Annotated in this window: 20 protein-coding genes and 1 pseudogene; 12 read left to right on the top strand and 9 right to left on the bottom strand. The window is 61.2% G+C overall.

All coding sequences use genetic code 11. The features are described 5' to 3' along the window. Positions 1 to 26 precede the first annotated feature (26 nt). Genes AC1RJY_RS04665 through AC1RJY_RS04645 form a run of 5 tightly spaced genes read left to right on the top strand, consistent with a single transcriptional unit; the run spans position 27 to position 6,493 of the window. Positions 27 to 1,436 carry an ABC transporter substrate-binding protein gene (locus AC1RJY_RS04665; RefSeq protein WP_498601574.1) on the top strand — a complete coding sequence of 470 codons (1,410 nt, stop codon included), beginning with the start codon at positions 27 to 29 and terminating at the stop codon, positions 1,434 to 1,436. A 34-nt stretch (positions 1,437 to 1,470) separates the two neighbouring features. Continuing rightward, positions 1,471 to 2,430 carry a carbohydrate ABC transporter permease gene (locus AC1RJY_RS04660; protein WP_498601572.1) on the top strand — a complete coding sequence of 320 codons (960 nt, stop codon included), beginning with the start codon at positions 1,471 to 1,473 and terminating at the stop codon, positions 2,428 to 2,430. Positions 2,431 to 2,436: 6 nt separating this feature from the next. Then, positions 2,437 to 3,273: a carbohydrate ABC transporter permease gene (locus tag AC1RJY_RS04655; RefSeq protein WP_498601570.1), complete on the top strand. Its 837-nt coding sequence runs from the start codon at positions 2,437 to 2,439 to the stop codon at positions 3,271 to 3,273. Beyond that, a complete protein-coding gene (locus AC1RJY_RS04650; RefSeq protein ID WP_498601569.1) occupies positions 3,270 to 4,811 on the top strand; it encodes a family 43 glycosylhydrolase in 1,542 nt (513 codons plus the stop codon). Before AC1RJY_RS04655 ends, AC1RJY_RS04650 begins: the two co-directional genes overlap by 4 nt. A gap of 47 nt (positions 4,812 to 4,858) precedes the next feature. Further along, positions 4,859 to 6,493 (top strand): DUF5597 domain-containing protein, encoded by a 1,635-nt coding sequence (locus tag AC1RJY_RS04645; protein WP_498601568.1) that lies wholly within the window; start codon positions 4,859 to 4,861, stop codon positions 6,491 to 6,493. Positions 6,494 to 6,554: 61 nt separating this feature from the next. Here the strand turns inward: AC1RJY_RS04645 and AC1RJY_RS04640 are convergent, their stop codons facing one another. Further along, positions 6,555 to 8,069 carry a GMC oxidoreductase gene (locus AC1RJY_RS04640; protein ID WP_498601566.1) on the bottom strand — a complete coding sequence of 505 codons (1,515 nt, stop codon included), beginning with the start codon at positions 8,067 to 8,069 and terminating at the stop codon, positions 6,555 to 6,557. A gap of 363 nt (positions 8,070 to 8,432) precedes the next feature. Here AC1RJY_RS04640 and AC1RJY_RS04635 point away from each other — a divergent pair, with 363 nt between their 5' ends. The 4 genes and pseudogenes from AC1RJY_RS04635 to AC1RJY_RS04620 all read left to right on the top strand — a co-directional run bounded on the left by AC1RJY_RS04635 (position 8,433) and on the right by AC1RJY_RS04620 (position 11,995). After that, positions 8,433 to 9,416: a TIM barrel protein gene (locus AC1RJY_RS04635; protein WP_498601565.1), complete on the top strand. Its 984-nt coding sequence runs from the start codon at positions 8,433 to 8,435 to the stop codon at positions 9,414 to 9,416. Then, positions 9,406 to 9,798, top strand: a complete 393-nt coding sequence (locus AC1RJY_RS04630) for a C-glycoside deglycosidase beta subunit domain-containing protein (protein ID WP_498601563.1) — start codon at positions 9,406 to 9,408, stop codon at positions 9,796 to 9,798. The genes AC1RJY_RS04635 and AC1RJY_RS04630 overlap by 11 nt, the downstream gene beginning before the upstream one ends. A gap of 11 nt (positions 9,799 to 9,809) precedes the next feature. Next, positions 9,810 to 11,563 (top strand): annotated as a pseudogene (locus tag AC1RJY_RS04625) (glycoside hydrolase family 3 N-terminal domain-containing protein); the annotation flags it as partial. A 192-nt stretch (positions 11,564 to 11,755) separates the two neighbouring features. Then, complete coding sequence (locus AC1RJY_RS04620; RefSeq protein WP_498601686.1) at positions 11,756 to 11,995, top strand: fibronectin type III-like domain-contianing protein; 240 nt, start codon at positions 11,756 to 11,758, stop codon at positions 11,993 to 11,995. 100 nt (positions 11,996 to 12,095) lie between these two features. On the opposite strand, the gene AC1RJY_RS04615 is transcribed toward AC1RJY_RS04620, so the two are convergent. From AC1RJY_RS04615 to AC1RJY_RS04590, 6 genes are all read right to left on the bottom strand, one after another. After that, the gene (locus AC1RJY_RS04615; protein WP_498601562.1) at positions 12,096 to 13,097 is read right to left on the bottom strand and encodes a fumarylacetoacetate hydrolase family protein; all 1,002 of its coding nucleotides are present in this window, start codon (positions 13,095 to 13,097) and stop codon (positions 12,096 to 12,098) included. Between the two features lies 1 nt (position 13,098). Continuing rightward, complete coding sequence (locus AC1RJY_RS04610) at positions 13,099 to 14,184, bottom strand: amidohydrolase family protein (protein WP_498601560.1); 1,086 nt, start codon at positions 14,182 to 14,184, stop codon at positions 13,099 to 13,101. Then, the gene (locus AC1RJY_RS04605) at positions 14,181 to 15,305 is read right to left on the bottom strand and encodes an FAD-dependent monooxygenase (protein ID WP_498601559.1); all 1,125 of its coding nucleotides are present in this window, start codon (positions 15,303 to 15,305) and stop codon (positions 14,181 to 14,183) included. The genes AC1RJY_RS04610 and AC1RJY_RS04605 overlap by 4 nt, the downstream gene beginning before the upstream one ends. Positions 15,306 to 15,397: 92 nt before the next feature. After that, on the bottom strand, positions 15,398 to 16,405 hold the full coding sequence (locus AC1RJY_RS04600; RefSeq protein WP_498601558.1) for a cyclase family protein: 1,008 nt from the start codon (positions 16,403 to 16,405) through the stop codon (positions 15,398 to 15,400). Further along, positions 16,402 to 17,343 (bottom strand): fumarylacetoacetate hydrolase family protein, encoded by a 942-nt coding sequence (locus AC1RJY_RS04595; protein ID WP_498601556.1) that lies wholly within the window; start codon positions 17,341 to 17,343, stop codon positions 16,402 to 16,404. The genes AC1RJY_RS04600 and AC1RJY_RS04595 overlap by 4 nt, the downstream gene beginning before the upstream one ends. Next, on the bottom strand, positions 17,343 to 18,362 hold the full coding sequence (locus AC1RJY_RS04590) for a VOC family protein (protein WP_498601554.1): 1,020 nt from the start codon (positions 18,360 to 18,362) through the stop codon (positions 17,343 to 17,345). The genes AC1RJY_RS04595 and AC1RJY_RS04590 overlap by 1 nt, the downstream gene beginning before the upstream one ends. A 312-nt stretch (positions 18,363 to 18,674) precedes the next feature. Between AC1RJY_RS04590 and AC1RJY_RS04585 the strand changes: the two genes are divergently transcribed. Continuing rightward, the gene (locus AC1RJY_RS04585) at positions 18,675 to 19,664 is read left to right on the top strand and encodes a Gfo/Idh/MocA family protein (RefSeq protein WP_498601552.1); all 990 of its coding nucleotides are present in this window, start codon (positions 18,675 to 18,677) and stop codon (positions 19,662 to 19,664) included. 43 nt (positions 19,665 to 19,707) lie between these two features. On the opposite strand, the gene AC1RJY_RS04580 is transcribed toward AC1RJY_RS04585, so the two are convergent. Beyond that, complete coding sequence (locus AC1RJY_RS04580) at positions 19,708 to 20,385, bottom strand: GntR family transcriptional regulator (protein ID WP_498601551.1); 678 nt, start codon at positions 20,383 to 20,385, stop codon at positions 19,708 to 19,710. A gap of 184 nt (positions 20,386 to 20,569) precedes the next feature. Between AC1RJY_RS04580 and AC1RJY_RS04575 the strand changes: the two genes are divergently transcribed. Next, entirely contained in the window at positions 20,570 to 20,983 is a 414-nt protein-coding gene (locus tag AC1RJY_RS04575) for an HPP family protein (protein WP_498601549.1), read from the top strand. 814 nt (positions 20,984 to 21,797) lie between these two features. Here the strand turns inward: AC1RJY_RS04575 and AC1RJY_RS04570 are convergent. Further along, positions 21,798 to 22,424, bottom strand: coding sequence for a TetR/AcrR family transcriptional regulator (locus tag AC1RJY_RS04570; protein ID WP_498601547.1), 627 nt, complete (start codon positions 22,422 to 22,424; stop codon positions 21,798 to 21,800). Between the two features lie 184 nt (positions 22,425 to 22,608). Between AC1RJY_RS04570 and AC1RJY_RS04565 the strand changes: the two genes are divergently transcribed. Continuing rightward, entirely contained in the window at positions 22,609 to 23,958 is a 1,350-nt protein-coding gene (locus AC1RJY_RS04565; RefSeq protein ID WP_498601546.1) for an MFS transporter, read from the top strand. Positions 23,959 to 23,964: the final 6 nt, after the last annotated feature.

Genomic DNA, 23,964 nt, shown 5'->3' with positions numbered 1-23,964 from the left:
CTACCTTGAATGACAGGAGCCAGCTTGTGATCCAGGAAACACAAACTGACGCAAGGCTCGAATCCACTGATCGCTACGGCGAACAGGACAACGACGTCATGAAAGGCCACACCATGAAGAAAGCAACAAGCCCGGCTGGCCGGAGGTTCCTCTCCGCCGCGGCGCTCGCAACTGTCACCGCTTTGGCTTTGAGCGCCTGCGGTGGCGGCGACGCCAGCAGCAGCGAACCCATTGCAGAAGAAACAGGTCCAGTGGAGATCACGCTTGCCACTCCTGCCTTCACAGGTGGCGGCGCAGGCAACCCCTACTTGGCACTGATCGACGCCTTCAAAGCCAAGAACCCTAACATCACCGTCAAATTGGTGGAATCGCCCAATGACCAGCATGGGCAGACGATGCGTACGCAGCTGCAAGCCGGCAACGCACCCGACATCTTCTATGTCACGGCAGGCAGGGGCAACAATCAGTCGTTCGCATCGCTGGCCGAGGCCGGCTACCTGCAGGACCTCACCGATCAAAAGTGGGCAGCAGATGCGATTCCTGCATCGGCAAAGAACTTGTACTACGACGACGACAAGATCTTCGCTGTTCCTGCCGACCTTGCACCCATCACGCAGTTGCAGAACACCGCCGTTCTGAAGGAACTTGGCCTCGAGCAAGCAACCACGTTGGACGAAGTCATTGCCCAGTGCAAGACGGCACGGGCGGCCGGTAAGTCACTCTTCGCTGTCGCAGGCACTTCCGGTGCCAACACGGGCCTTCAGGCAATGCAGCTTGCGGCTTCCTTTGTGTACGCCAAGGATCCCCAGTGGGATGCCAAGCGCGAGAAGAAGGAAACCACATTCGCTGACTCTGACTGGAAGAAGGTGCTGGAACAGATCGTGAAGTTCAAGGACGCCGGCTGCTACCAGGATGGCGCCGCAGGTGCCGGGTTCGATCAGCTGTTCCCGTCCGTCGCCCAAGGCAAGGTGGCAGCTGTATTCGCTCCGGCCGGTGCAGTAGCTGCCCTTCGTGCCCAGGTCAAGGATGGATCCTTCGACGTATCAGTCATTCCCGGTGAGAAGGCCGAGGACACCAGGCTGATCGCGAGCCCGGGCAACGCCTTGGCCGTAAACGCCGCAGGCAAGCACAAGGGCTCCACCCTTAAGTTCCTTGAGTTCCTCGCCCAGCCGGCCAACCAGGATGCCCTGGCGAAAGCCAACGGAAACGTTTCGATCACCGCCGCAGTCTCGGGGACGGTGCCCGCGCAGTTCCCACTGTTGGAGCCCTACTTCTCCGAGCCTGAGAAGAAGATCGTCACCCAGCCTAACTACCTGTGGCCGAACAGTGGTGTTTACGACTCACTTGGCACTGGCATCCAAGGACTTCTGACGGGTCAGGCTACTCCTGACCAGGTTCTGAAGACCATGGACGAGCAGTACGACCGCGGCGCCTAGTCCACGGCGACCAACCCGATTGGAAGAACATCCCATGACCGCACAACTTGAGCAGAAAGCGGAGGGCGCCCGGGTCACCGGGCGCCAGCCCCGCTCCAGCAAGCAGAACGGCCGCAAAGACCACCGCGGCACGGAGCGTCGGTTCGCCACGTGGTGGTGGTTCACCCCCGCACTCCTGGCCCTGGTGCTCATCCACTACGCCCCCAGCGCCATTGGGGCATTCTTCGCCTTTACCAACTGGAAAGGCTTGGGCAAGTGGCAGTTTGTCGGCTGGGACAACTTCGCGGCAATTGCCGAGGGTGGCCCGACCACCACAGCACTGATAAACACCTTCATCATTGGCATTTCATTCGTGGTTCTGACAAACGTCCTCGGTTTGCTGCTGGCTCTCGGCCTTAACCGGACCGTGAAATCACGCAATGTGATTCGAACGCTGATCTTCGCTCCGGTGGTGCTCAGTTCGTTGGCGACCTCCTACATTTGGAAGTTCATCTTCGAACAAGACGGCCCGCTCAACGAATTCCTGGCCTCGATCGGACTGGAGTCCTTTCAGCGGACGTGGCTGGGCGACCCGTCCACCGTCCTTCCCGCGATCATCATTGTCATGGTTTGGCAGAACGTCGGCTTAGTCATGGTCATGTACCTGGCCGGGCTGGCCACCGTATCTCCGAAGCTCGAAGAGGCAGCGTCCCTTGACGGAGCCAGCCTCTGGCAAAGGTTCAACTATGTAGTCCTGCCGGCCATCATGCCATCCGTGGTGATCGCCATGACACTCATGCTGATCAACGGCCTGCGTGTCTTCGACCAGATTCAAGCCTTGACGGGAGGCGGGCCCTACGGCGCGTCCGAAACGCTCGCAGTCACCATCTACAAGGAAACCTTTGTGATGGGCCGCTTCGGCTTCGGTGCCGCACTTGCATTGGTCATGTCCGTGATCATCATTATCCTCACGGTGGCACAGCGCCTCCTCCTCCGCACGAATTCCAAAGGTTAGCCAGCCATGTTCCGTTATACGAAGAAGACCTTCCTCCGCGAGGCACTGCTGATCCTGGTTGCCCTCATCTTCCTGCTGCCGTTCTACTTCCTGATCAACCTTGCCCTCAAGAATGGCAACGACGCACTCACGACGTCGGCGATGCAGCTGGTTACCAATCCCACTCTGGACGCATTCGGGCAAGCCATCCAAGGAGGGCGCCAAGCAACCTTGATGGATGGAATGCTCAACAGCATCATCATCACCGCCGGGAGCGTGCTGGTGCTGGTAGCTGTTGGATCGATCTCCGCTTACACGCTCAGCCGCCGGACAGGCAAGCTGAGCAAAGTGGCCATGGGGCTCATCCTGGTCACCATGGTGCTGCCGGCCCAAGCCGCGATCATTCCCATCTACGTGGGCATGCGCAATGTTGGCTTGGTGGGAACCCATGCGGGCACCATCATCATGTACGCCGGTGCGCTGCTCCCCATTTCGATCTTCCTCTATATGGGGTTCACCAATGGAATAGCCCGGGATTACGAGGAAGCCGCCCAGATCGATGGTGCATCCCGGTTCACAGTGTTCCGCAAGATCATTTTTCCTCTGCTGTCGCCGGCCACCGGCACCGTGGCGATCTTCACCGGACTCATCGTGTGGAACGACTTCTTCACGGGCCTGATCTTCCTCAACGGCTCTGACGCAGTAACGCTGCCTGTGGTGATCTACAACTTCGTCGGTGAGAGCGTTTCCGAATGGAACGTGATCTTCGCAGCCATCATTATCTCGATGATCCCCATCATGGCCTTCTTCCTGTTTGCGCAGAAGCAGTTCATCCAGGGCTTCACAGGAGGGGTGAAATCTTGACGCCGCTAAGGCTCATCAAGGATACCGAGGGCAAACGTCGGGCGGATCTGGGGGACGGAACCTACGTGAACCCGATTTTTGCGGGAGACCATCCGGACCCGGCCATCCTCCGTGATGGCGACGACTACTACCTTACGTTTTCCTCGTTCGAGTCCACACCCGGACTCATCATCTGGCACTCCCGGGACCTTCTCAATTGGCAGCCGCTCGGGTCCGCCCTCCCAACACCCATCGGCAATGTCTTCGCTGTCGACATGTGCAAAGTGGACGGGAGGTACTTCATTTATGTGCCTATCATCCCAACCGCAGTGTCGCCTGACCCCGCAGCGCCATCCCAGATCTACGTGATCCACGCGGACTCCATGTCCGGGCCATGGAGCGAACCCATCAACCTGGGAATCACCGGGCACATCGATCCCGGACACGTGGTGGGCGAGGACGGTAACCGCTACCTCTTCTTAAGTGGGGTGAGCCGCGTCCGCCTCAGCGCTGACGGCCTCTCGACCGACGGGCCCGTGGAGCATGTTTATGACGGATGGCATTACCCCGACGAGTGGATCACTGAGGCGTACGCACTCGAAGGTCCGAAACTCGTGCGTCGCGGTAAATGGTTCTACCTCACTACAGCCGTGGGAGGCACCTCTGGTCCGCCCACAGGGCACATGGTCACTGTTGCCCGCTCACAATCGGTCCACGGGCCATGGGAAGACTGCCCGGATAATCCGATCATCCGGACATGGGATTCACAGGAACCTTGGTGGAGCAAGGGGCATGCAACGTTGTTCGAAGGCCCGGGTGGGCAATGGTGGAGCGTTTACCACGGCTACGAGAATGGATTCACCACCCTGGGCCGGCAGACTTTGCTGGAGCCCATCGAGTGGGATGAGGACGGCTGGCCCCGTGGATCCGGTGGTGATCTCTCCACCCCGCTATCAGCTCCATTGCCGGAAATTTCGCGGGCCGGTGAAACAAGCCATGGCCTGCCCATGTCGGACGACTTCACTCACGAACGTTTTGGCATCCAATGGTCCTTCCACGCGCCAGCCAAAGACGAGTATCTCCGTGCCTCATTGGGTGACGGGCTTACGTTGGAGGCACGCGGCACCAACCCGTCGGACACTTCCCCGTTGACCTGCATTGTGGGGGACAGGCGTTATGAGATCAGCGTCGAGGCCGAATTCATTGGTGGCGCGCAAGGAGGCCTCCTGCTCTATTACAGTGACCGGCTTTATTGCGGTATGGGCCACGATGGCACGCGACTGCAGAGCTACCGGGCCGGCCGGAACATTCCTTACTGGCGTGAACCGGCACCTGCTGCGGGAACGATCCACTTCCGCATTGTTAACGACGGCCATATCGTCACCCAGTACTACAGTACCGACGGTGTCGACTGGACTCGACACGGGCTGCGCTTCGAGGTTTCCGGCTACAACACCAATACGGCCGATGAGCTTCTGAGCCTTCGCCCCGCTCTGTTCGCCACCGGCTCCGGCCAAGTGCGCTTCAGGAATTTCCGGTTCAGGACACTCCAAAGCTAGTCTCGCGGACCACGCGACAACCACCTCACTCGTAATGAAAGAAGGATATGACTACCATCCCGAGGCTGGAACGCCATGCCGGACATGCCCGATTGATCGTCGACAATGAACCGTTCCTCTGCATTGGCGGAGAGTTGCACAACTCGAGTTCGTCAGATCCCGGCTACATGGCATCACGCTGGGGAGGGATTGCGGATTCGAAGGTCAACACAGTCATTGCGACAGTGGCCTGGGACCAAGTGGAGCCAATTGAAGGCGTCTTTGATTTCTCCGCTGTTGATGGGCTCATAACAGGCGCCCAATCCGCTGGTCTTAAGCTTGTGCTGATCTGGTTTGGGGCCTTCAAGAATGCCTCTTCCACCTACGCACCGTCATGGGTGCGGCATGACACTTCGCGCTTTCCTCGCGCGGATCGGGGATCCAAACCCATGGAAACACCGTTCTCCTATAAGGGATCGATGCCCCGTCCAACCCTTACCGTTTTTTCGAACGATCTTTTTGAAGCCGACAGAACTGCGTATTGCCGTCTCATGGCACACCTTGTCGAAACGGATACGCAGCACACCGTGATCATGGTTCAGGTAGAGAACGAAGTGGGGCTGCTCGGGGCCGGACGAGACCGTTCGGAAGCAGCCCAGGCAGCCTGGGAATCGCCCGTACCCGAAGCACTCAGGAAGGCTCTGGCCAACAGCGAGTGCTCCTTCGATTCCGCATTGGCGGATTCGCTCCGTCCCATCACCTCCTCTGACGCCAGTTGGGCCGATCACTTTGGCGACGGCAACCCAGCCGCTGAGGAAACCTTCATGGCGTGGGCGTTTGCAACATACGTCGGTGGGCTTGCCGCCGCTGGCAAGGAGCTGCTGGATCTTCCGGCCTACGCCAATGCCTGGATCGGTCCTCAGCCCGGCCAAGACCTACCGGGCAATTATCCAAGTGGCGGGCCGACGGCCAGGATGCTGCCGGTGTGGCAGGCGGCTGCCCCCGCCCTCGATTTCCTGGCCCCGGATATTTACGTACCCCATTCCGCCGATATCATGGCCCAGTACGCAACTCCGGTGAATCCTCTCTTCATCCCGGAAGCCCGATTTCGGGCAGGGGACGCCTTCCTCGCCGTGGGGCGATTCGGAGGTTTCGGCTACCACGTCTTCGGCCTGGAGGATGGCCGCGAGGGCAACCAATACAGTAAGGCCTGCCAGGCGATTCTTTCGCTGACCCAGGAGATCGTCGACGCACAGCGGGATGGGCGGATTTTCGGATTCGCTTTGGAACAAAATGAAGACGACGTGGTCACCACGTTCGGTGAGATCACCGTTAGCATCCGCAACGCAGCCAAGCTCTACACAGCAATGCTCTTGGACGCAGGGGTAGTTCTGCCTCCGCCTCCCGAGCTACCGGGGGAGACCGAGGGGGCCGCCCACGGTCACACTCCAGGCGACAACCGTCCGTTCGGACTCGTCATCGAGACGGGTCCACTGGAGTTCCTCGTCGTCGGCCAGGGTGCTTTATTCGATTTCCACAAGAGCGACTCAACGCTTGAAGTGGATTCAGTGCGGGAGCTTCGGCTGACACCCGATGGCTGGCAAGAGGGCCGACTCCTGAACGGCGATGAACGGTTGCAGGTTCTTCAGGGCGACAGGATCAGCGCATCCCGCATCAAACTGCTGGAAGTTTTCCAGCACTGACGCTTCACAAAGGCAGGGCGGTGCCACCCTAGGGTGGTACCGCCCTTCTTCTTGTCTGCGTTCAACTCAAGCGGTTAGAGATCGCGCGAGCACCCAGAACTGCCAACCCCACAGAGGTCAGGGTTGGATTGCACGCCGTGGACGTTGGGATGACTCCGTTGCCGGCAACGTATAAACCGTCGGTACCCCAAACTTGGCTGTCCGGGCCGCAAACGGAGCGACCGTCGTCGTACTGGCCCATACGCACGGACCCTTGGTAGTGGAGCGAGGACCCTGCCGGTAGCAGGAAGGGCGGCCTGTCATCCAGAAACGTTCCCAAGGCTTTGCCGGCGCGTGTGACAGCCTGCTTCGCGTGGTCAATGACCCGCAAGTCCTTCCACGTGAGGCTGTACTGGATTCTCATGCCGGGCATCCCATAGTGGTCCAGGGCATCTTCGTCGAATTCCACGCGATTCTCTTCAACGGTCTCGGTGGCACAGAACCAGCCCAGACCAATGATGGATCCTGGGACTACCGGGTCGTCGTCGGCCAAGGGAATGGGAGATGCATCGAGCTGCATGACCTGGCCGTGGAACGGCTCGTGGTCCGTGTAGGGAACCCAGGAAACGCCGCTGTGGCGCGCTGCGCCCACCACTGGATCGCCGTCTTCGTCCGCCACCGTGTCGGTGGGCAACCGGACGGCGCTGACCACTTGCGGCTGGTCGTTCAGGTAGCGGCCGAGAGCGCGGAGCCGGATGCCGGAGGCAAACAGCACCTGCGGCGTGCGGAGGGCGTCCGCTGCGACAACAACAACCGGCGCTGATGTGGTGTATTCAATCCCCGTGGTGAGGTTTTTGAGTGCTACTCCGGTAACGCGGCCGTCGTCGATCAGAACCCGTCGGCAAAGGGTCCGGTCGCGGAGTTCGAAGCGGTCGCCGCGGGTCGCCGGTCCGGCCAGCGGGCCAAGGACGACGTCGGTCCCTGACCATGTGATGGTTCCATCAGGAAGCTTTTGCACGGCCAGCGGCATCGACTGGATGGCCGTGGATCCGGTGCGGTGAAACTCCCCGGCCAGTCGCTGGCGGACTTCGGCGGAAAACGGTGCACCCTCGAACGCCAACGCAGTGACAGACAGGAGCCGCTCTGCCTCGGAAAGGGCTGCGTCCAACGTGCCATCGTCCAGGAACGCGATCCGTTCAGATTCCCCAGGCCTCGGGCAGGCGCAGGTCCAGTGCGCGCCCATGCCTCCGACGTTGCTGGACATGGCCGCTGCCGGCATGCCAGCGAGGGGAGCGAACTCGTCGGGACGCAGCAGGAAGGTTCCCGGCCGGCCTGGACCTGGTGTGGGTGTTTCCGGATTCAGGGATGTCATCGGACCCTGAGAGGCCACCTGGGCCGCCGCTCTTGCGGCCGGGTCAGGCAAGTTCTTCACATGCAAGCCCGGTTGCTCGGACAGTAAAGGGCCAGCTTCAACCATCAATACCCGGAGCTGTGGGGCTTCTTCATGCAGGACGCGGGCATAAGCGGCGCCCGCAGGGCCACTGCCGACGATAACGACATCGAAGGCTTGGTGTGCTTTGTCGGATGCGATTTCCATGGGAATCCTTCGCGGATTACTCAGTGCTCGGGTGATGGGACCGGAGGCACAGTGCCCGGGAGCATCAACGCACGAAGCGTACTAAGCGATGCAGGCACCTGAATTGACGGTACCGGTTGCGACGGCGCGCAGGACGATTGTGGGCATTCGATCTATTGATGAGCAGCATCGGTGTTCGTGATCTTTCCAGCACTGCCCTTTGCGTGGACACGACAGTAGCGTGGGAATACGCCCGTCGTAGGTCGGTGCGAGATGTCGCGCAGAAGCGCGCCAAACACGAGGAGCTGGGTGTTGAATACCGCCCATCAAATTAAGCGTGGAGTCAGTTTTTACAGTTACCAGGAAGAATGCTTTCTCAAGAAAATGACCCTTGAGGACTGTGTCAGTGAGGCCGGGTCCATTGGAGCATTCGGCGTCGAAATCATCCCGGAACAGTCGATGACCGGTTACCCACACCCGGGGGAAGCGTTCTACCGGGACTGGGATGAGTGGATGGAAAAGTACGGCACCACCACGGTAGCCACGGACCTGTTCCTCGACACGAAGCGATACCCCGGACGGGTGATGACACTCGCTGAAATGACCGAGTCCGTTCGCGAAGACCTGGACATTGCGAAACGGCTCGGCGCGCAGTTCGTCCGCGCCATCATCAACACACCACCGGAGGTCATGGAGGCTTGTGCCTCGTATGCCGAAAAGCTGGGGCTGAAGCTGCTCTTGGAGGTCCATGCACCGTTCCACTACGAGCATCCGTGGATTCTCCGGCACTTGGAAGTGATGCATCGCCTGCAGTCTCCAGCTCTGGGGTTCATGCCGGACATGGGTACCTTCGTGGAACGGTTCCCACGGGTAATGTCCGAGCGCGCGCTGCGCGACGGTGCCCGGCCGAAGTTCGTTGAGCTCGCAGTGGAGACCTACAACAACCGCGGGGACGTGCATGGCCTCATGGACACCTTCAATTACATGGGCGCGAACCCTGTAGAGCAAGGAATTGCCCGCCTCTCAACCTTCCTCACATGGAATGAACCACGCGTGATGCTGGATCACATGCCGCTGATCCATCACATCCAAGCGAAGTTCTACGAGATGACAGACGACGGGGCGGAATACAGCATCCCGTACCACAAGATCATTCCCGTGCTCATTGAAGGCGGCTATGACGGATATCTGTCCAGCGAGTATGAAGGCAACCGGCATATCCAGGACATCGTGGAGGTAGACAGCGTGGAACAGGTCCGCCGGCAGCACCGCATGTTCCAGCGCCTGCTGGGTGAAGAAACAACGCTCGACGCCGGAGTAACGCAAAGCAACGGCGTTTTCGCCGAGGGAGTCAGCAATGTTCGATAAATACATCATCGTTGAGGACACCCTGAGGACTACAGGGGATGACGACGATGTCACGGGCTTCCAGCTTGGCGTGCGCCTTCCGTACTACCGCGGTCTAGGGCTCTCCATGGTGGAGGACATCGAGGTGACTGTCGACGGCGAAACTTCCTCGAGCGCTTCAGTGTCCCTGACGGTCCACGGGAATACGTACAGGCTGACAGACCTGCCCGGCGTCTTTGATGATCGCTGGGAAATGGGGGAGGTGGCCACAGTGTCCGTGGATAAGGCAGGTGGCCTTACTGAGGGACCGCATTCGGTTGCCGTTCGGCAAAGGCTTCGAATTTCCTACATGCCCGTGCCAGGTGGAGGAACGGACCACAAGACCCTCACCCTTCGACACTGAAAGGCCCACAAATGACAGCAACCCCGGTTCAGGAGGACGTCATCCACCGTCTCATGGCATCGATGACGTGGGAACAAAAGCTGGCTCAGCTCCAGATAGCCTTTCGGCCCCGGTTGGAAGACGCTGCGGAGTTGGTCCGGAGCGGCATCGGTGCGGTCTTTTGGCCTCGCAGCGCGGAAGCTACCAACGAACTCCAGAGGATTGCCCGGGAAGAGACTCCGCACGGGATTCCACTGTTAGTGGGCTTGGACGTGATTCACGGACAGAGGACCACGTTCCCTGTCCCCATTGCTCAGGCAGCAAGCTTCGATCCGACGACAGCTGAAACCGAGGCCCGCATCACAGCGCAGGAAGCTGCATCCGGGGGAGTCAATTGGACTTTCTCTCCGATGATCGATGTGTCCCGCGATCCTCGCTGGGGCCGTGTTGTGGAGGGCTTCGGAGAGGACACGTACGTCAACAGCGTGTTCGGTGCGGCGAAGGTTCGCGGCTATCAAGGTAGCTCTCTGCGGGACCGCGACTCCATCCTTGCGTGTGCAAAGCACTTCGTGGCCTACGGTCAGGCCGAAGGTGGCGTGACTACAACACCGTGGATGTGTCCACACAGCGGCTCCGGAATGTTTATCTTGAGCCATTCAGATCAGCAGTGGATGCCGGTGTGGCCACAGTGATGGCAGCCTTCAATACGGTTTCCGGTCGACCGGCACATGCCAACCAGCAGCTCCTGACCGAAATCCTCAAGAATGAACTGGGGTTCGCCGGCGCGGTGGTGGGCGACGCCGACGGCGTGGTGAACCTCCTCGACCACGGAATCGCAGGAGACCTCCAGGATGCCCTCAGACAGTCCTTTGCTGCCGGGCTTGACATCGAAATGGGTGGGAATCTTGTTGCTGACGACGGCAATGCGCGCCTTGGCCACGATGACCTGCCCCTGGAAAGAGTGAATGACGCCGTCCGCAGGGTACTCGGCCTCAAGGTTGCCCTCGGTCTATTCGATGATCCCTTCCGGGAGCCCGAATCCGAGGTGACATCCCCCACGAATACCAGCCGGAGTGCAGCGCTCAAGGCTGCCGAAAAGGGGCTGGTTCTGCTCAAGAATGAATCCGTCCTGCCGTTCGGCCCGGGGCCGAAGCGCATCCTGCTTCTCGGTCCGTACGCCAACAGCACGGACCATCTGGGAGCCTGGGTCCAGTCCTTCGCGGAGCCGGCCGGTTCCTTGGCCGACGCCATCCGGCGGGAGTGCCCGGAATGGGTGCTGACGGTGAGGGAAGGCACCGGCTTCTTCGGAGGCGAGGCCGATCTGATCGCCCATGCAGTGGGTGACGCTCATGACTACGACGTTGTTGTGGTCGCCGTCGGTGAACCGTCAGCCCTCACCGGAGAAGCCAGTTCACGGAGTGACCTTCGACTCCCAGGGGTGCAGGAAGAACTTATCCAGGCCGTTGCGGCGACAGGTAAACCGTTCGCTGTGGTCATGTTCAACGGACGCCCGCTGGTCACAAGTGCGTGGATTGATGAGGCGCCTTCAGTGATGGAGGCCTGGCACCTTGGGCTGGAAGGGCCCAAGGCAGTGGCTCGGGCATTGAGCGGCGTGGTGAATCCCGGCGGGAGGTTACCAATGACCTTTCCGCGTTCCTCCAGCCAAGTACCCATCTATTACGACCACGAGAACACCGGGCGTCCGGCAAGGGTGTCAGGAACACTCGACGCCGGTGCCGTTGATGTTGCTCTGATGGGCCCCGGCAACACAGACGACCACTACACATCCAAGTACAAGGACTTGGACCTTGGCCCTCAGTTTCCCTTTGGTCATGGCCTGAGCTATACCTCATTCGAGTACGGGGAACCGAGGCTTTCCGCTCCGGAGATCTTATTGTCGGACCTTGAAAGCGGGCAACCCGTTGGCGTTGAGATCGAAGTTTCGAACACAGGCTCACGCTCAGGAGACGAGGTCACCATGGTCTTCATTCGAGACCTCGTCGCCTCCCTTGCACAGCCCGTCCGGCGGCTCAAAGGCTTCACTCGAACCAGCTTGCAGCCCGGAGAGACGCGGACGCTGTCTTTCGAACTCGACTGGAATGACTTCGGCTTCTGGGACAACGACGCTCGCTACGTCGTAGAGGAAGGCGCCTTCGAAATTCATGTGGGCGGTGGCCTCGACGCAGCGGCGGTACGGAGCCTTCACCTACGTCGATAGACGGATACCCCTACAACCCAAAAATCGGCGAGCAATGGCTAAGGATTTGGAATAGATCCTTAGCCATTGCTCGCCGATGAATTCAAGCGTTGGAGCCACTTTAACGGATAGCGGACGATCCTTCAGTGACAGACCTGTTCCGTGGCCGGGAACGTGCAGCCACCCGCGTCACAGCGTCGCGGCGTCCGCCCACCGTGTTCTCAATCGTGCCGATCCCCTCTACGGTCATTCGCACGACGTCGCCGGTCTTTAGCGGCGGGGGAGTCTTGGAACCATACCGTCCCCAGAGTTCGGCGAGGCAGCCGCTGCCGCATGTTCCGGATCCGAGGACGTCGCCGGGCCGCACCACGGAGTCCTGGGATGCGTAGGCGACGAGTTCGGCGAACGGCCAGCCCATGTTGGACAGCAGGTCTTGGCCGATCGGCTCGCCGTTGACTTCCACGGCCATGGAGATCGGCAGGAAGCCTTCGTCGTCGTGAAGGTGTGCGAACTCGTCGGCGGTGACGATCCACGGACCCAGGGTGTTGGCAAAGTCCTTCCCCTTGCAAGGACCCAGGCTGACCTTCATCTCGCGGCGCTGCAGGTCCCGTGCCGACCAGTCGTTGAAAATGGTGTAGCCAAAGATGTGGCGGTGCGCCTCGGCCGCGGACAGGTTCCTGCCGTCGCTGCCGAGTACGTGGCCGACGACGGCAGCTACTTCGGTTTCGAAGTCCAGGTCCTCGCAGCCTGCGGGGATGCCTATCACCTCGCCGGTGCCGGTCACCGTATGGGGATTGGTGAAGTAGAACGTGGGTGCTTCGTACCATTCGGCCACCACGCCGGCTATGCCGTCGATGCTTTTGCGGACACCTTCAACGTGTTCCTCAAAGGCGACGAAGTCCCGGATGGTTGATGGTGCCAACGGTGCCAGCAACTGCACGTCCTGCAGGGTCACCGGGCGGGCGCTGCGGAGAGTTTCCGCGGCGATGACGAGTGTCTCCTCCAGCCCTGCGGCTAGAAGAGTGTTGACTGTGCGTCCGGCGGGCAACGCGAAGCAGTTGCCGTCGTCGACGAATCCTTCCCGGGTGTCGCCGTCGTGATTCCAGCGGGCGATCTTGACCATGTCAGGCTCCTTGGGTCGTAGCGCGGGTGGTGAGCGTTGCCGCGGCGGTGATACCCAACCGGGCAGCATTGCCGGCGAGAATCGCGGCGGTATCGGCCTCGGGAAGCCCGGCGGCGTGCACGTCGTCAACGGGCCTCTCTGATCCCATGTCGAAGGGGTAGTCGGAGCCGAGCAGCACCTGTCCGGGACCCGATGCCTCAATGAGCGAACGCAGCTCGCGGGGGTTATGGACCAGGGAGTCAAAGAAGATCTTCCGCAGATATGAAGACGGCGGTTCGGCGCACCTTTGTGCCTCGGGGCGCACTTTCCAGGCGTGGTCGGATCGTCCGATGGTGGTGGGAAGGTAGCCGCCGCCGTGGGCGGCCAGGATCTTGAGCTCTGGGTGCCGGTCCAGCACGCCGCTGAAGATGAGATGGGACAGGGCCACCGCGTTTTCAGCGGGCTGTGAGACGGTGTTGGCCAAGTAGAAACGGTCCAGTCGTTCGTCCAGGGAGCAGCCGAAGGGGTGCAGGAACACGATGGTACCCAGTTCCTCGGCCCGGCTCCAGAACGGTTCCAGCCGCGGATCAGAGAGCTCTACCGTGGTCCGCTCCGGGTCGCCGGGCGTCCCTGCGAACGAACCGATTTCCACGCCGAGCAAGCCACATTCCATGACGGCATGGTCCAGTGCTTCGACCATGAGGTGCGGATGCTGCAGAGGCGCCAGCCCGAGCCCGTTCAGCCGCTCGGGAGCGTTGTTGACGTAGTCCCGGACGGCCTCGTTGGCCTGCTTGGCAAGTGTCAGGGAAAGCTCTTCGGCGGCAAAGTAGTAAAAGTGGGACGGCGACGGTGAGACAAGTTGTACATCCACGCCTTGTGAATCCATGTCCTCCAGACGGCGGTTCAGGTCCGTCAGTTGTGGCCAGCGCTCCTTGATCATGAGGCCGGAGTTAGCCATGGACTCAGGGCCATTGCGCCGGACTTCCAGAGCCTGCAGGGCCGCAAATCCTTCCGGATCATTCTCTGCGACGGCCTGCTGCAGGGCCGGAATGAGGACATGGGCGTGGACATCTACGGTGGGGTGCTGGCTTGCGGCTGCGGCGTTCATGCGGGTTCCTTTAGCATGGTGGAGAGTGAGTTCATGAGGCCGGGCACGTCGGCGTCCCGGACGCCGTCCAACATCCACTGGCCCAACTGGACGGACGCTTCAACCACTGCGGTCGCCCTGTCGAGTCGGCGGTCTGCGAACTCTTTCCACAGAGTCTCGGTGAGATGGTCGGCAGAGATGAGGAGTTCTGCGAGTACCGCGGCGTCTTCCAGCGCCATGGCGGCGCCCTGGGCCACCGTCGGCGGGCAGCTGTGGGCGGCGTCGCCGATGATGACGGTGCGGCCGCGGTTCCAGGGACCGTCCACCAGATGCGAGGTAAACCAGGTGTAGTTGATGCGCGCTCCGTGGTCCAAGTTGGCGCGGATCTCGTTCCAGGGGCCGCCATAGGCTGCGGCCAGTTCTGCCATGACGTGGGGCCCGTCGTCTTGGTGGCGTTCCTGGGCCTTCTCCACGAGGTAGGCGTAGATGGTGTCCGGGCCGGTGGGGCAGTAGCCGGCAATGAAGCAGGGGCCGCCATAGGTCAGGTCGGTCCGGACAACGTCCGCGGGGCGTTCCACGAAGGCCCGCCAGATGCCCATGCCGGTGGGCTTGGGCTCGACGTCGATGCCGATCGCCTTGCGGACAGCCGAATGAAGCCCGTCCGCGCCGATCAGAAGGTCGTAGCGCGTAGTGGCACCGTCGGCAATGCTGACGGTGACGCCGCCGCCGTCGTCGTTAATGTCGGTAACTGTCTTGCCGTAGCTGATCCGGGCGCCCGCCTGCCCGGCGCGTTCGCGGAGGATGGCGGTCAGGTCCGGGCGGTACATTCCAAGGGTGGCGGGAAGGTCGTCGCCGCCGGTGCGGATGTCCTCCAGGACCGCGATCACGGTGCCGGCGGGGTCGGGGGCGCGCAGGCCGAGGGTGCTGAACCCGTACCCTCTAGCCTCAACTTCTTCCCAGACGCCGAGTTCGCGCAACATGCGCAGGGCGTTGCCTTGGAGGGTGATGCCGGAACCCAGGGTTTGCGGCTCGACGGCCTTCTCCAGGATTTCCACCTCGACGCCGGCGTCGGCCAAGAGAATGCCGGCAGTGAGCCCCGCGGCTCCGGCTCCGACGATTCCGAGCCTCTGTACTGCTGCCATCTGATGGCTCCTTTGTGTGACGGCGTTACTTCCAACGGTGCTGCTGTTGTGACGGGTTGGGCCTTCGTTGGCCCAACCCGTTGATTGACCGACTACCGGACGGCGATGGGGTTGACCGGCGAGCCGACAGCCCCGGTGATGGGAAGCGGTGCTGCGGTCAGCATGAAGTCATAGCGGCCATCCTCAGCGCAGGCCTCGGCCAGAGCTTCCGGATCCCACATTTCCCCCAGAAACAACCCCAGGTTGGGGATGGCGATCTGGTGCAGTGGCTGGAAAGCGCCCTCAAACTCGTTGGGCCGGACTTCGAAGCCCCACGTGTCGGTTGCAATCCCGGCGATCTCCGAGGCGTGCAGCCATGCAGCGGTGCTGAAGGACAACCCCGGCGCGGATCCACCGGCGTAGTCGCCCCAGCCGTCGCGGCGGACCCGGGCATACTGTCCTGTGCGGATCACCACGATGTCACCACGACGAACAGCCGCGCTGGCACCCTGGCGATCAATGGTCCGCTGCAAGTGTTCCGGGTTGATCGCGAAGCCGTCAGGCAGTTCACCGTCGGTCCGTCCCAGTTCCGGCCCGAGCGCGCGCCCAACGTCCAGGAGTACGCCGCGGGTCACGATCTTGGCCGCGGCGGTTTCGATCCCTGTGACCAGGTCACCCTCCGAGGTCACTACATCCCCGGCGGCCCTGCCGTTCCAGGCTTTGCCGCGATCGAAGATGTGTCCCAGTCCGTCCCACTGGGTGGAGCACTGCAACGGCATGGCAATCACGTCGTCCGCGCCGCCGAAACCGTGCGGGAACCCTTGGTTGCCGCGCTCAGCGTCCACCCCGGTGTCGGTCATGGTGTGCACGGGGTTGGTCCGGCGTCGCCACCCCTTCTGCGGGCCGTTGGTGTCGAAAGGCTGGGACAAGGAGAACGCCTCGCCGGTGGTGACCAGCGCCGCTGCCTCGACGCGTTTGCCGGCGTCGATGAAGTTCAGTGTCCCGAGGACGTCGTCTTCGCCCCATCGGCCCCAGTTGTTGTATCTTGCTGCGGCGGCGGCGATGCTGGCCAGCGGATCCGAACGCTGGATCAGGGAAGCGTCTGAGGCTTCTGCGGTCACTTTTCGTCCTTGCAGTGGATGAGTTGTGTGCCCAGTCCGGTGATGGTGCCTTCCATGACGTCGCCGTCTTGCAGGAGTCGTCCCCAGTGCTGGCCGTTGCCCGCGGGGCTTCCGGTCAGGACCAGATCTCCGGGCCGCAACGGCATGATCTGGGATGCTTCGCTGACCAGTTTGGCGACCCCGAAGATCATGTCCTGGGTCGATTCGTCCTGCATGGCCTTGCCGTTGAGCTTGAGAGTGACCTGGACATCCTGCGGGTTACCGAAGAACTTGGCTGGCACCAGCAGGGGACCGGTGGGCAGGAAGCCGGGGGCGTTCTTGGCCCGGTACCAGTCCGAACCGATGGCCGGCATGTCCTTGCGGAAGACATACTCACGGGTGGTGATGTCGTTGACCATGGTGTAGCCGAAGACGTACTCGAGAGCCTCCTCGGGACTGACGCGGAAGGCTTCCTTGCCGATGACAGCGGCGAGCTCCAACTCCCAGTCGTGGCTCTTGCTGTAGGACGGCAGGGTGAGGTCCTCGGTGGCCGAAGCGATCGCCGTCGGGAGCCCAATGAAGAAGTACGGCGTTCCCTGGCCTGCCCGCTCATCCATCATCGCTGCGGTCTTGGCGCGTACTTCCTCTGCGTCCTGTCCGGCGTCGCGGTGCGCCACCGCAAGGTCAACGACGTGCTTGCGGTAGTTTGCACCGGTCTGCAGGACCTGCGCCGGTTCAACCGGGGCAAGAACCTCGACGCCGGACAGCGCCAGCCCGGTTCCCTCACCAACGGAGGCGGCCAGTGAGTCCAGCTCGGCCTCGGTGGTGTCCCAGTGCTGGATCAGGGAATTGATGTCGCTGTCCAACGGGAGGACCCGATCGCCCACCAGAAGGCCAGCTTTTGTTTTGGTGTCGCCAGCCTCCTGAAAGCGGACCAGTGCATAGTGTGGCTGCGTCATTAGCCGCGGCCCTGCTGTGCGTAGGGGTTCAGGAGGGCTTCCTTCATTTCGGCGGAAGCACCTTCCTCGGTGGCGGTGAAACCTTCGGCCGGCGGGAAGGACTCGGTCATGGAGTGTGGCATGGCGCCGTTCTTGTAGAAGTTGTTGGAGCCCTCCGAGGGCTTCCAGGTGTTGGCGTCCCAGTCCGGGACGTAGTTGCGGTAGCCGCCGGAGTTCAGTTCCACGCGCAGCCCGGACGGGTCGCGGAAGTAGAGGAAGTTCTGCTCGCCCACACCGTGGATGGAGGGGCCGTATTCCATGGGGGTACCGTTTTCCATCATGACGTCGGCGGTGCGGAGCAGGTCTTCGGTGGCGTCCACCCAGAAAGCAATGTGGTTGACACGGCCGGCCCGGCTGGAGGTGTCCAAGACGACGCCGAGGTCATGGGACTTCTCGTTAGTGGTCAACACCGAGAAGACGGTGATGGGTGCCTCATCCAGGTCCACGAACGCCATGACACGGAAGCCCAGGGCCTCGTTGTACCACTTGGCGAATCCCCGGACGTCGGAAGAAGCGACCGTGACGTGGTCCAGGAAGCGCGGTGCAGCGGCGTGGCTGCTGCGGCGCTCGGGACGGTCCGGGTAGGTGGATTCGAAGCCGGGCTCGGCAACGAACTTCTCCACGTCATAGAAAAGCCGCATGTGGTGTCCATAGGGACCCGTGAACTCATAGGCCTTGCCGAAGCCGTGACCGCCGGCAGTCCACGTGCCCTGCACGCCAGTTGCTTCAACGCGGGCTGCTGCTGCCTCGAGGGCTTCGTGGGTGTTGGTGCGCCACGCCATCCGGCCGAGCGATGCTTCAGGGCCTTCGGTGATCACCAGGCTGTAGCGGTAGTAATCGCCCCAGCAGCGCAGGTACACATTTCCACCCACGCGGTCGATGATGCGCATGCCGAACTTTTCCTCGTAGAACCTCGCCGAGGCTTCGACGTCCGGAGTTGTGATCTCGAGGTGGGCAAGATGGGAGAGCGGAGTTTCCACGATGAATTCCTTCTAAGTGCTGGTTGCTCGGACAATTATCTGCAGGTCCTGTAACAACAATGGTGCAGGTCACCTATTTGGGGAAGAATCGTTTTTTGATAGACGATATTCGTTGGATGAATACCTTTTGCCTGTGAATGGCAACCCCGAATGCGCTGGCGCCATGACGCGGTCGCAACCTCCGGTTCACTGCACTATCCACCTCGTCATCACTTTCCCGAATTCGCGGAATACACAAGTGCAATCTCGCTGCGTCGTGCCTTCGACTGATAATTGGGATGTTCTGTTCACCCGTCGCCAAAGGAGTTGGCATTGCAGGAAGACCGAATCCGCTGGGGCGTCGTGGGGACCGGCGGCATCAGCCATCAAGTCACCGCGGACTTTTCGATGGTCGAGGAGGCTCGCGTAACCGCGGTGAGTTCGCGGCACCAGGCGTCCGCTGATGCTTTTGCCGAGGAACATGACATAGCCGGAAGATTCTCCCGCTTCTCCGACATGCTCGGGTCGGACGTCGACGCAGTGTATATAGGCACACCGCACGTGACGCACTTCCCGCTCGCATCAGAGGCACTCCGCGCCGGAAAGCACGTGCTGTGCGAGAAACCACTGGGTCTCAACTCCCGTGAGGTCGAGGCTCTTTCTGCCATGGCCTCAGCCTCGGGGGTGTTCCTCATGGAGGCCATGTGGATGAAGTTCACTCCACTTCACAGGAAGCTCGCAGACATGATCCGCATCGGCGCTCTCGGCGAAGTACGCTGCTTGCAGGCCAGCTTCGGAGCGGCCTTCCCGAGAGACGATTCGAGCAGGTGGCAACCTGGTGGAAGCGCCCTCCTTGACCAAGGAATCTATCCTGTGACGCTCGCGCACATGTTGTTCGGCACCCCCACCTCGGTTCGCGCCATTGGAACAACACGGCCCGACGGTGTCGATCTTCGCGGCCACGCCATGCTCGGGTACGACGACGATCGCATCGCGCAACTGGCGTTCTCGATGCTTGACTGGCTTGGCTCAGCCGCAATGATCGGGGGCTCCGAAGCGTGGATCACCATTGATAACGGCTTCTGGTATGCGAATGAATTCACGATCCATCGTCCCCTAGAACGGGGGCAGCGCGACGACGAGGTGGTCACGACGAGCCGCCAAGGATTCGGCTATGTTCCGATGCTTCGAGAGGTTTGTCAGGCGATTCAAGCAGGCAAGCTGGAGCACCCTCTCCACACCCACGCACAAACCTCTGCTATCTACGCAACCATGGACGAGATTCGCCGTCAGGTTGCCGATGGTCGTGTTGAGGATCAGTAACTGGTCCAGCTGATGGGAGAGGATCGACGCATGGCCCCGGCCACTATGACGCGTCGTAAATCTCGAAGAGGTGCTGCTCCGAACGATCCAGGTACGCCTTCAGTAGGGACGCTGCCTCGTCGAAGCGTCCATCAGTCAGGGCCTTCGCGATCTCTTCGTTGTCCTCCACATACCGCGAGTAGAACTCCACGTTTACGGGCTCTTTGAAGAAGAACAGCCGCATCTCCGCGAGCACTTGATTCATGAGGGTATTGAGCCTCTGGCTTTCGGCCATCTCAACGATGGCGCCGTGGAACCTGAGGTTGGCATCTGCCAGTCGCTCCTTGTCCTTGGCTTTGACCGCCTTCCGTCCATCGGCCACGGCTTCCTGGATGGCCGCGATCCGGACGGCGGAGCCGCCGTTCCGGACGGCGCTCACCTCAATTGCGCGGCGGACCGTGTAGAAGTCGCGAAGGTCATCCGCGCCGGGGGCGGCCACAAAAACTCCGCGGTTGGGAAGGCGGACCACCAAGCGTTCAGCGCCAAGTTCGGCGAAGGCCTCCCGAAGTGTATTGCGGGATACTCCCAGTACCCAGCTCAAATGGCTGCAAACACGGATGAAACAAGCAGCCCGCAAGCCCTCATCGCAGCAAAATAAAGTCCTTGATCGCCGTGGACCCTCGTGCAGGTCATCAATCTCAGCGGCCATGAAGCCATACATCCCCGGGACTAAACCGGGCACGGTCGGTTCCTTGCCTGCACCAAACAGGACTCTGACGATCGGCAGGAGACCTTATGTCGAAGCAATCGATCCACGCCCGGCTAACAGAATCGGGCGGGCGTCCAGGTCCAGCCCTGTACGCAGCGATACTGTCACTGGTTGTTCTCTCAGCCAGCGGCGCCGTCGGGCTGGCTTTGCGTAGCCCGTGGCTGTTCCCCAGCCTGGGTCCAACGGTAATGTTGTTCTTCGAATCCCCGCAGGAGGATTCCTCCCGGCCATCCAACGCACTCATAGGGCAGGAGTCGGGCTTCTGGCCGGCACCGCGTGCCTCTACGGCTTCGGGTTGCAGGACGACCCATCGGTTCCCGCCGCTGGCCTGACCCCACCACACCTCCTGGCCGGGGCCCTCTCGGTGGCCTTGACCACCCTGGTATTGACGTGGGTCCGCAAGCCCCATCCACCGGCTGGCGCAACAACCCTTATCGTCAGCCTCGGCATACTGACGAACCCCGCACAGCTGCTCTCAATGGCCGCAGCAATCATCTTCATCACCATCCTCGGCTGGGGCCTGAACACACTCCTGGGAACGAAACCGGCGCCCATCCCAGGGCAGGAATAACCCGGACACCTTCGATGCCGCACCTACAAGGCTGCGTTCCAGTCCCCTTGGCACTCTTTTGTGTGCCACCCTCAAGGTTTCGCTCTTTAGGGCAAGCTCACGACAATGAGAATTCAACTCGGCCGGTAGGTGGGTGTCCTTGCTCCACGTGCGCCTGCCGATAACGGAGACTCCGTCAATCTAAGCCCGCCTGCTCAGGGGAGTGCGGCCCATCCTCTCCCCGGTTAGCGCAAGACACACCTAGAATTTCGACGGGAAGCACTCCCAAGAGGAACCACGCTTCCGGGAGGTGTCCATACGGTTCTTCCTGAGCGTTCGCGCAAATCGAGATGCATGACAAGGTGGATCTCCACGGCTATCGGTCCTGCTCTTCGCGGCACCGATGCGTCTAACGGGCGTCACACGGTCCACGGTCAGTACACTTGCAGTCTTCCTGGGGAGACGGGCTTGGCGAAAGAAGACGGCCTGTCAGCAGTTGCCAACTGTCGCTTGGGTGTTCAGGAGGGGTAGCGGCTTGGAAGAAGCTTACCGCCTCTTCTTTATGGGCTCTTAGAAATTGAAGCCACATGTCGCGTTCTTCCGCGCGGTTGATGAGATTGTAGTGGTCTTGCATGGAGATGAAACGAGCCCACCCGTTTTCCCGTTGCAGATGGAGACATTTGGCGAACTGTCAAGCGGACGTCGGTGCCTTCTGAATAGATTCTCACGTGGTTTAACCGCCGATAGAGGAACTTGGGACGGATTTGTCCTCCCAGCTCGGCCGCATGGGCAGAGCCGAGCGGTTCGAACTTTGAGCCGCTTCGGTAAGCCTGCCTTAGGTGCTATCAGGGGATGCAATGAACCGCATCAGCGTGTCCATGAGGTGGAGTGTTTCCCGTTCGGGGTCCAGGAGGAATTGGATGCGGAGTCCGTCAATCATGGCCATGACCATGGTGACTTTGTCGTCGGCGCTTAGCTCTTGGCTGTCTTCGGTGGTGGACAGTTTTTTGCTGGTGAAGTGCTCGCGCATCTTCAATCGCCGGGAGATGAAGAAGTCGTGCGCCGGGTGGTTGGGGTTGGTGGCGGCGATGGTGATGGCGAGCCAGTTCCGGAGGTGCTCGGGGTGGGCGAACTCTTCCTGGAGGATGCTGCTCAACACTTTTTCGCGGGGAACTTTTGATTCCATGATGCGGGTGGCGAGGTCGGCGTCGTCGAGGTCCCTTTGGGCCAGTGCGGCCAGCAGGAGTTCGTCCTTGGTGGCGAAGTGGCGGAGGAGTGCGGCGTGGGTGACGCTGGCACGTGCGGCGATATCCCTAAGGCTGGCCCGTTCGTAGCCATGTTCGGCGAAGCTGGCCGAAGCGGCGCAGACTATTTCCGCCCGCCTGGCCGGAGTGGTGGCGTACGGGCCGCGACGGCGGGACGCTTGTTTTGTCCCGGTAGCCTGCTCGGTAGTTGTTGTCACCGTACCAACCTTCTTTCCTCAGCTACGCCAATTTCTCCGGGGGGTCTTGTCAATTGTAACCACCATGACTACTATTCACGAATAGTAACCATAGTGGTTACTATTTACTTGGTTCGACGATGTCGTCGCAGGGCCATGCTGCGGATGCCGGCAGCGGGCGACCACTTTCTTGAAGGAGTCATTGGTGACTACGAACAATCACGAGGCCCCAAGCCTCGCCGGGGGCGTCGCCGCCGCGCAGCCGGTCCCTGGCAACCAACCCCCAACAGCGGATCCGAGCACCCAACTGATGGAGGAGCCCCAGGCCCCCGTCAGCAGGAGTTACATCTTCTGGCTGATGCTCGCCAGTTTCGGAGCGTCCATTGCCATGATGGTGCCGCTCTCTTACGGCATCGCTGTCAGGATCACCGAACTCGCGCCTGGCCAGGAGCAAGTGCTGGGCTTCATCACGGGCATAGCCCAGCTGGTCTACCTGATCATCAGCCCGATCGTGGGGATCTGGAGCGACCGGACGAGGTCCCGCTTCGGCCGCCGCAGCCCGTTTATCTTCCTGGGTACGGCCATAGGCCTGGCCGGCCTGGTAGTCATGGGTCTGGCACCCAACCTGCTCATAGTAGGAGCCGGATGGATCCTGGGCATGTCCGGTTGGTCGATCTCCGGCGCCGCCATCCAGAACCTGATGGCGGACAAACTGCCCGAAGCGCAGCGCGGACGGGTTTCAGCCCTGACCGGTCTCATGACCCAGATCGCGCCCGTTCTGGGCATTGGTGTTGCCTACGCTGTCTCCTCCAACACGCTCTTGGTCTTCGTGGTCCCGGGCGTCATCGGTGCAGTACTTTTGGCGCTGTTCCCGCTCATCAAGCCGGAGGGGAGCTCCAAGGACGTCGTCATTGATTCGCAGGTGACATTCCGCTCGGTAGTGTCCAGCTACGGCTTCAGCGTCCGGAAGTACCCCGACTTCGCCTGGAACTGGTTGGGCCGCTTCGTCTTCTTCATGGGCCTGTACTTCAACACCACTTTTGGCACCTTCTTCTACGCGCAGCGCCTTGGACTTCCCGTCCGCGAGGTCGCCGGAGTTGTAGCGACGATTGGCATGTTGGGTGTGGTCGCGGCAGCAGCGGGAGCCTTACTGGGTGGGTTCCTCTCGGACAAGCTCAGGCGGCGTCGGCTCTTCGTCATCATCGCTGCCTTGCTTTTCGTGGCAGGGGCCTTGGCTGAGGCGTTCGCCTGGTCTCTTCCTCAACTGATCATCGGCGCGGTCCTCATGCAGACTGCCATCGCCGTATTCGCAACCGTTGATCAGGCCATCATCTTCGCCATCCTGCCCAACCGGACGGAAACAGCGCGCTACATGGCGGTAGTGGCCTTTGCGCAGAAGATCCCCAGCGCCGTGGCACCCCTGATCGCCTCCGTGATCATCACCATTGGCATCACCGGAACCGACAAGAACTACACCTTCCTCTATCTGGCAGGCGCTGTCCTGGCGCTCCTCGGCGGACTGGTTATCGCCCTCAAGGTCAAGTCCGTCCGCTAGATGCCG

It is taken from the genome of Arthrobacter sp. GW822-FHT05G07, from assembly GCF_058799755.1.
Note: the sequence above shows the minus strand (reverse complement) of the source record. Positions and strands in the feature narration are given on the sequence as shown.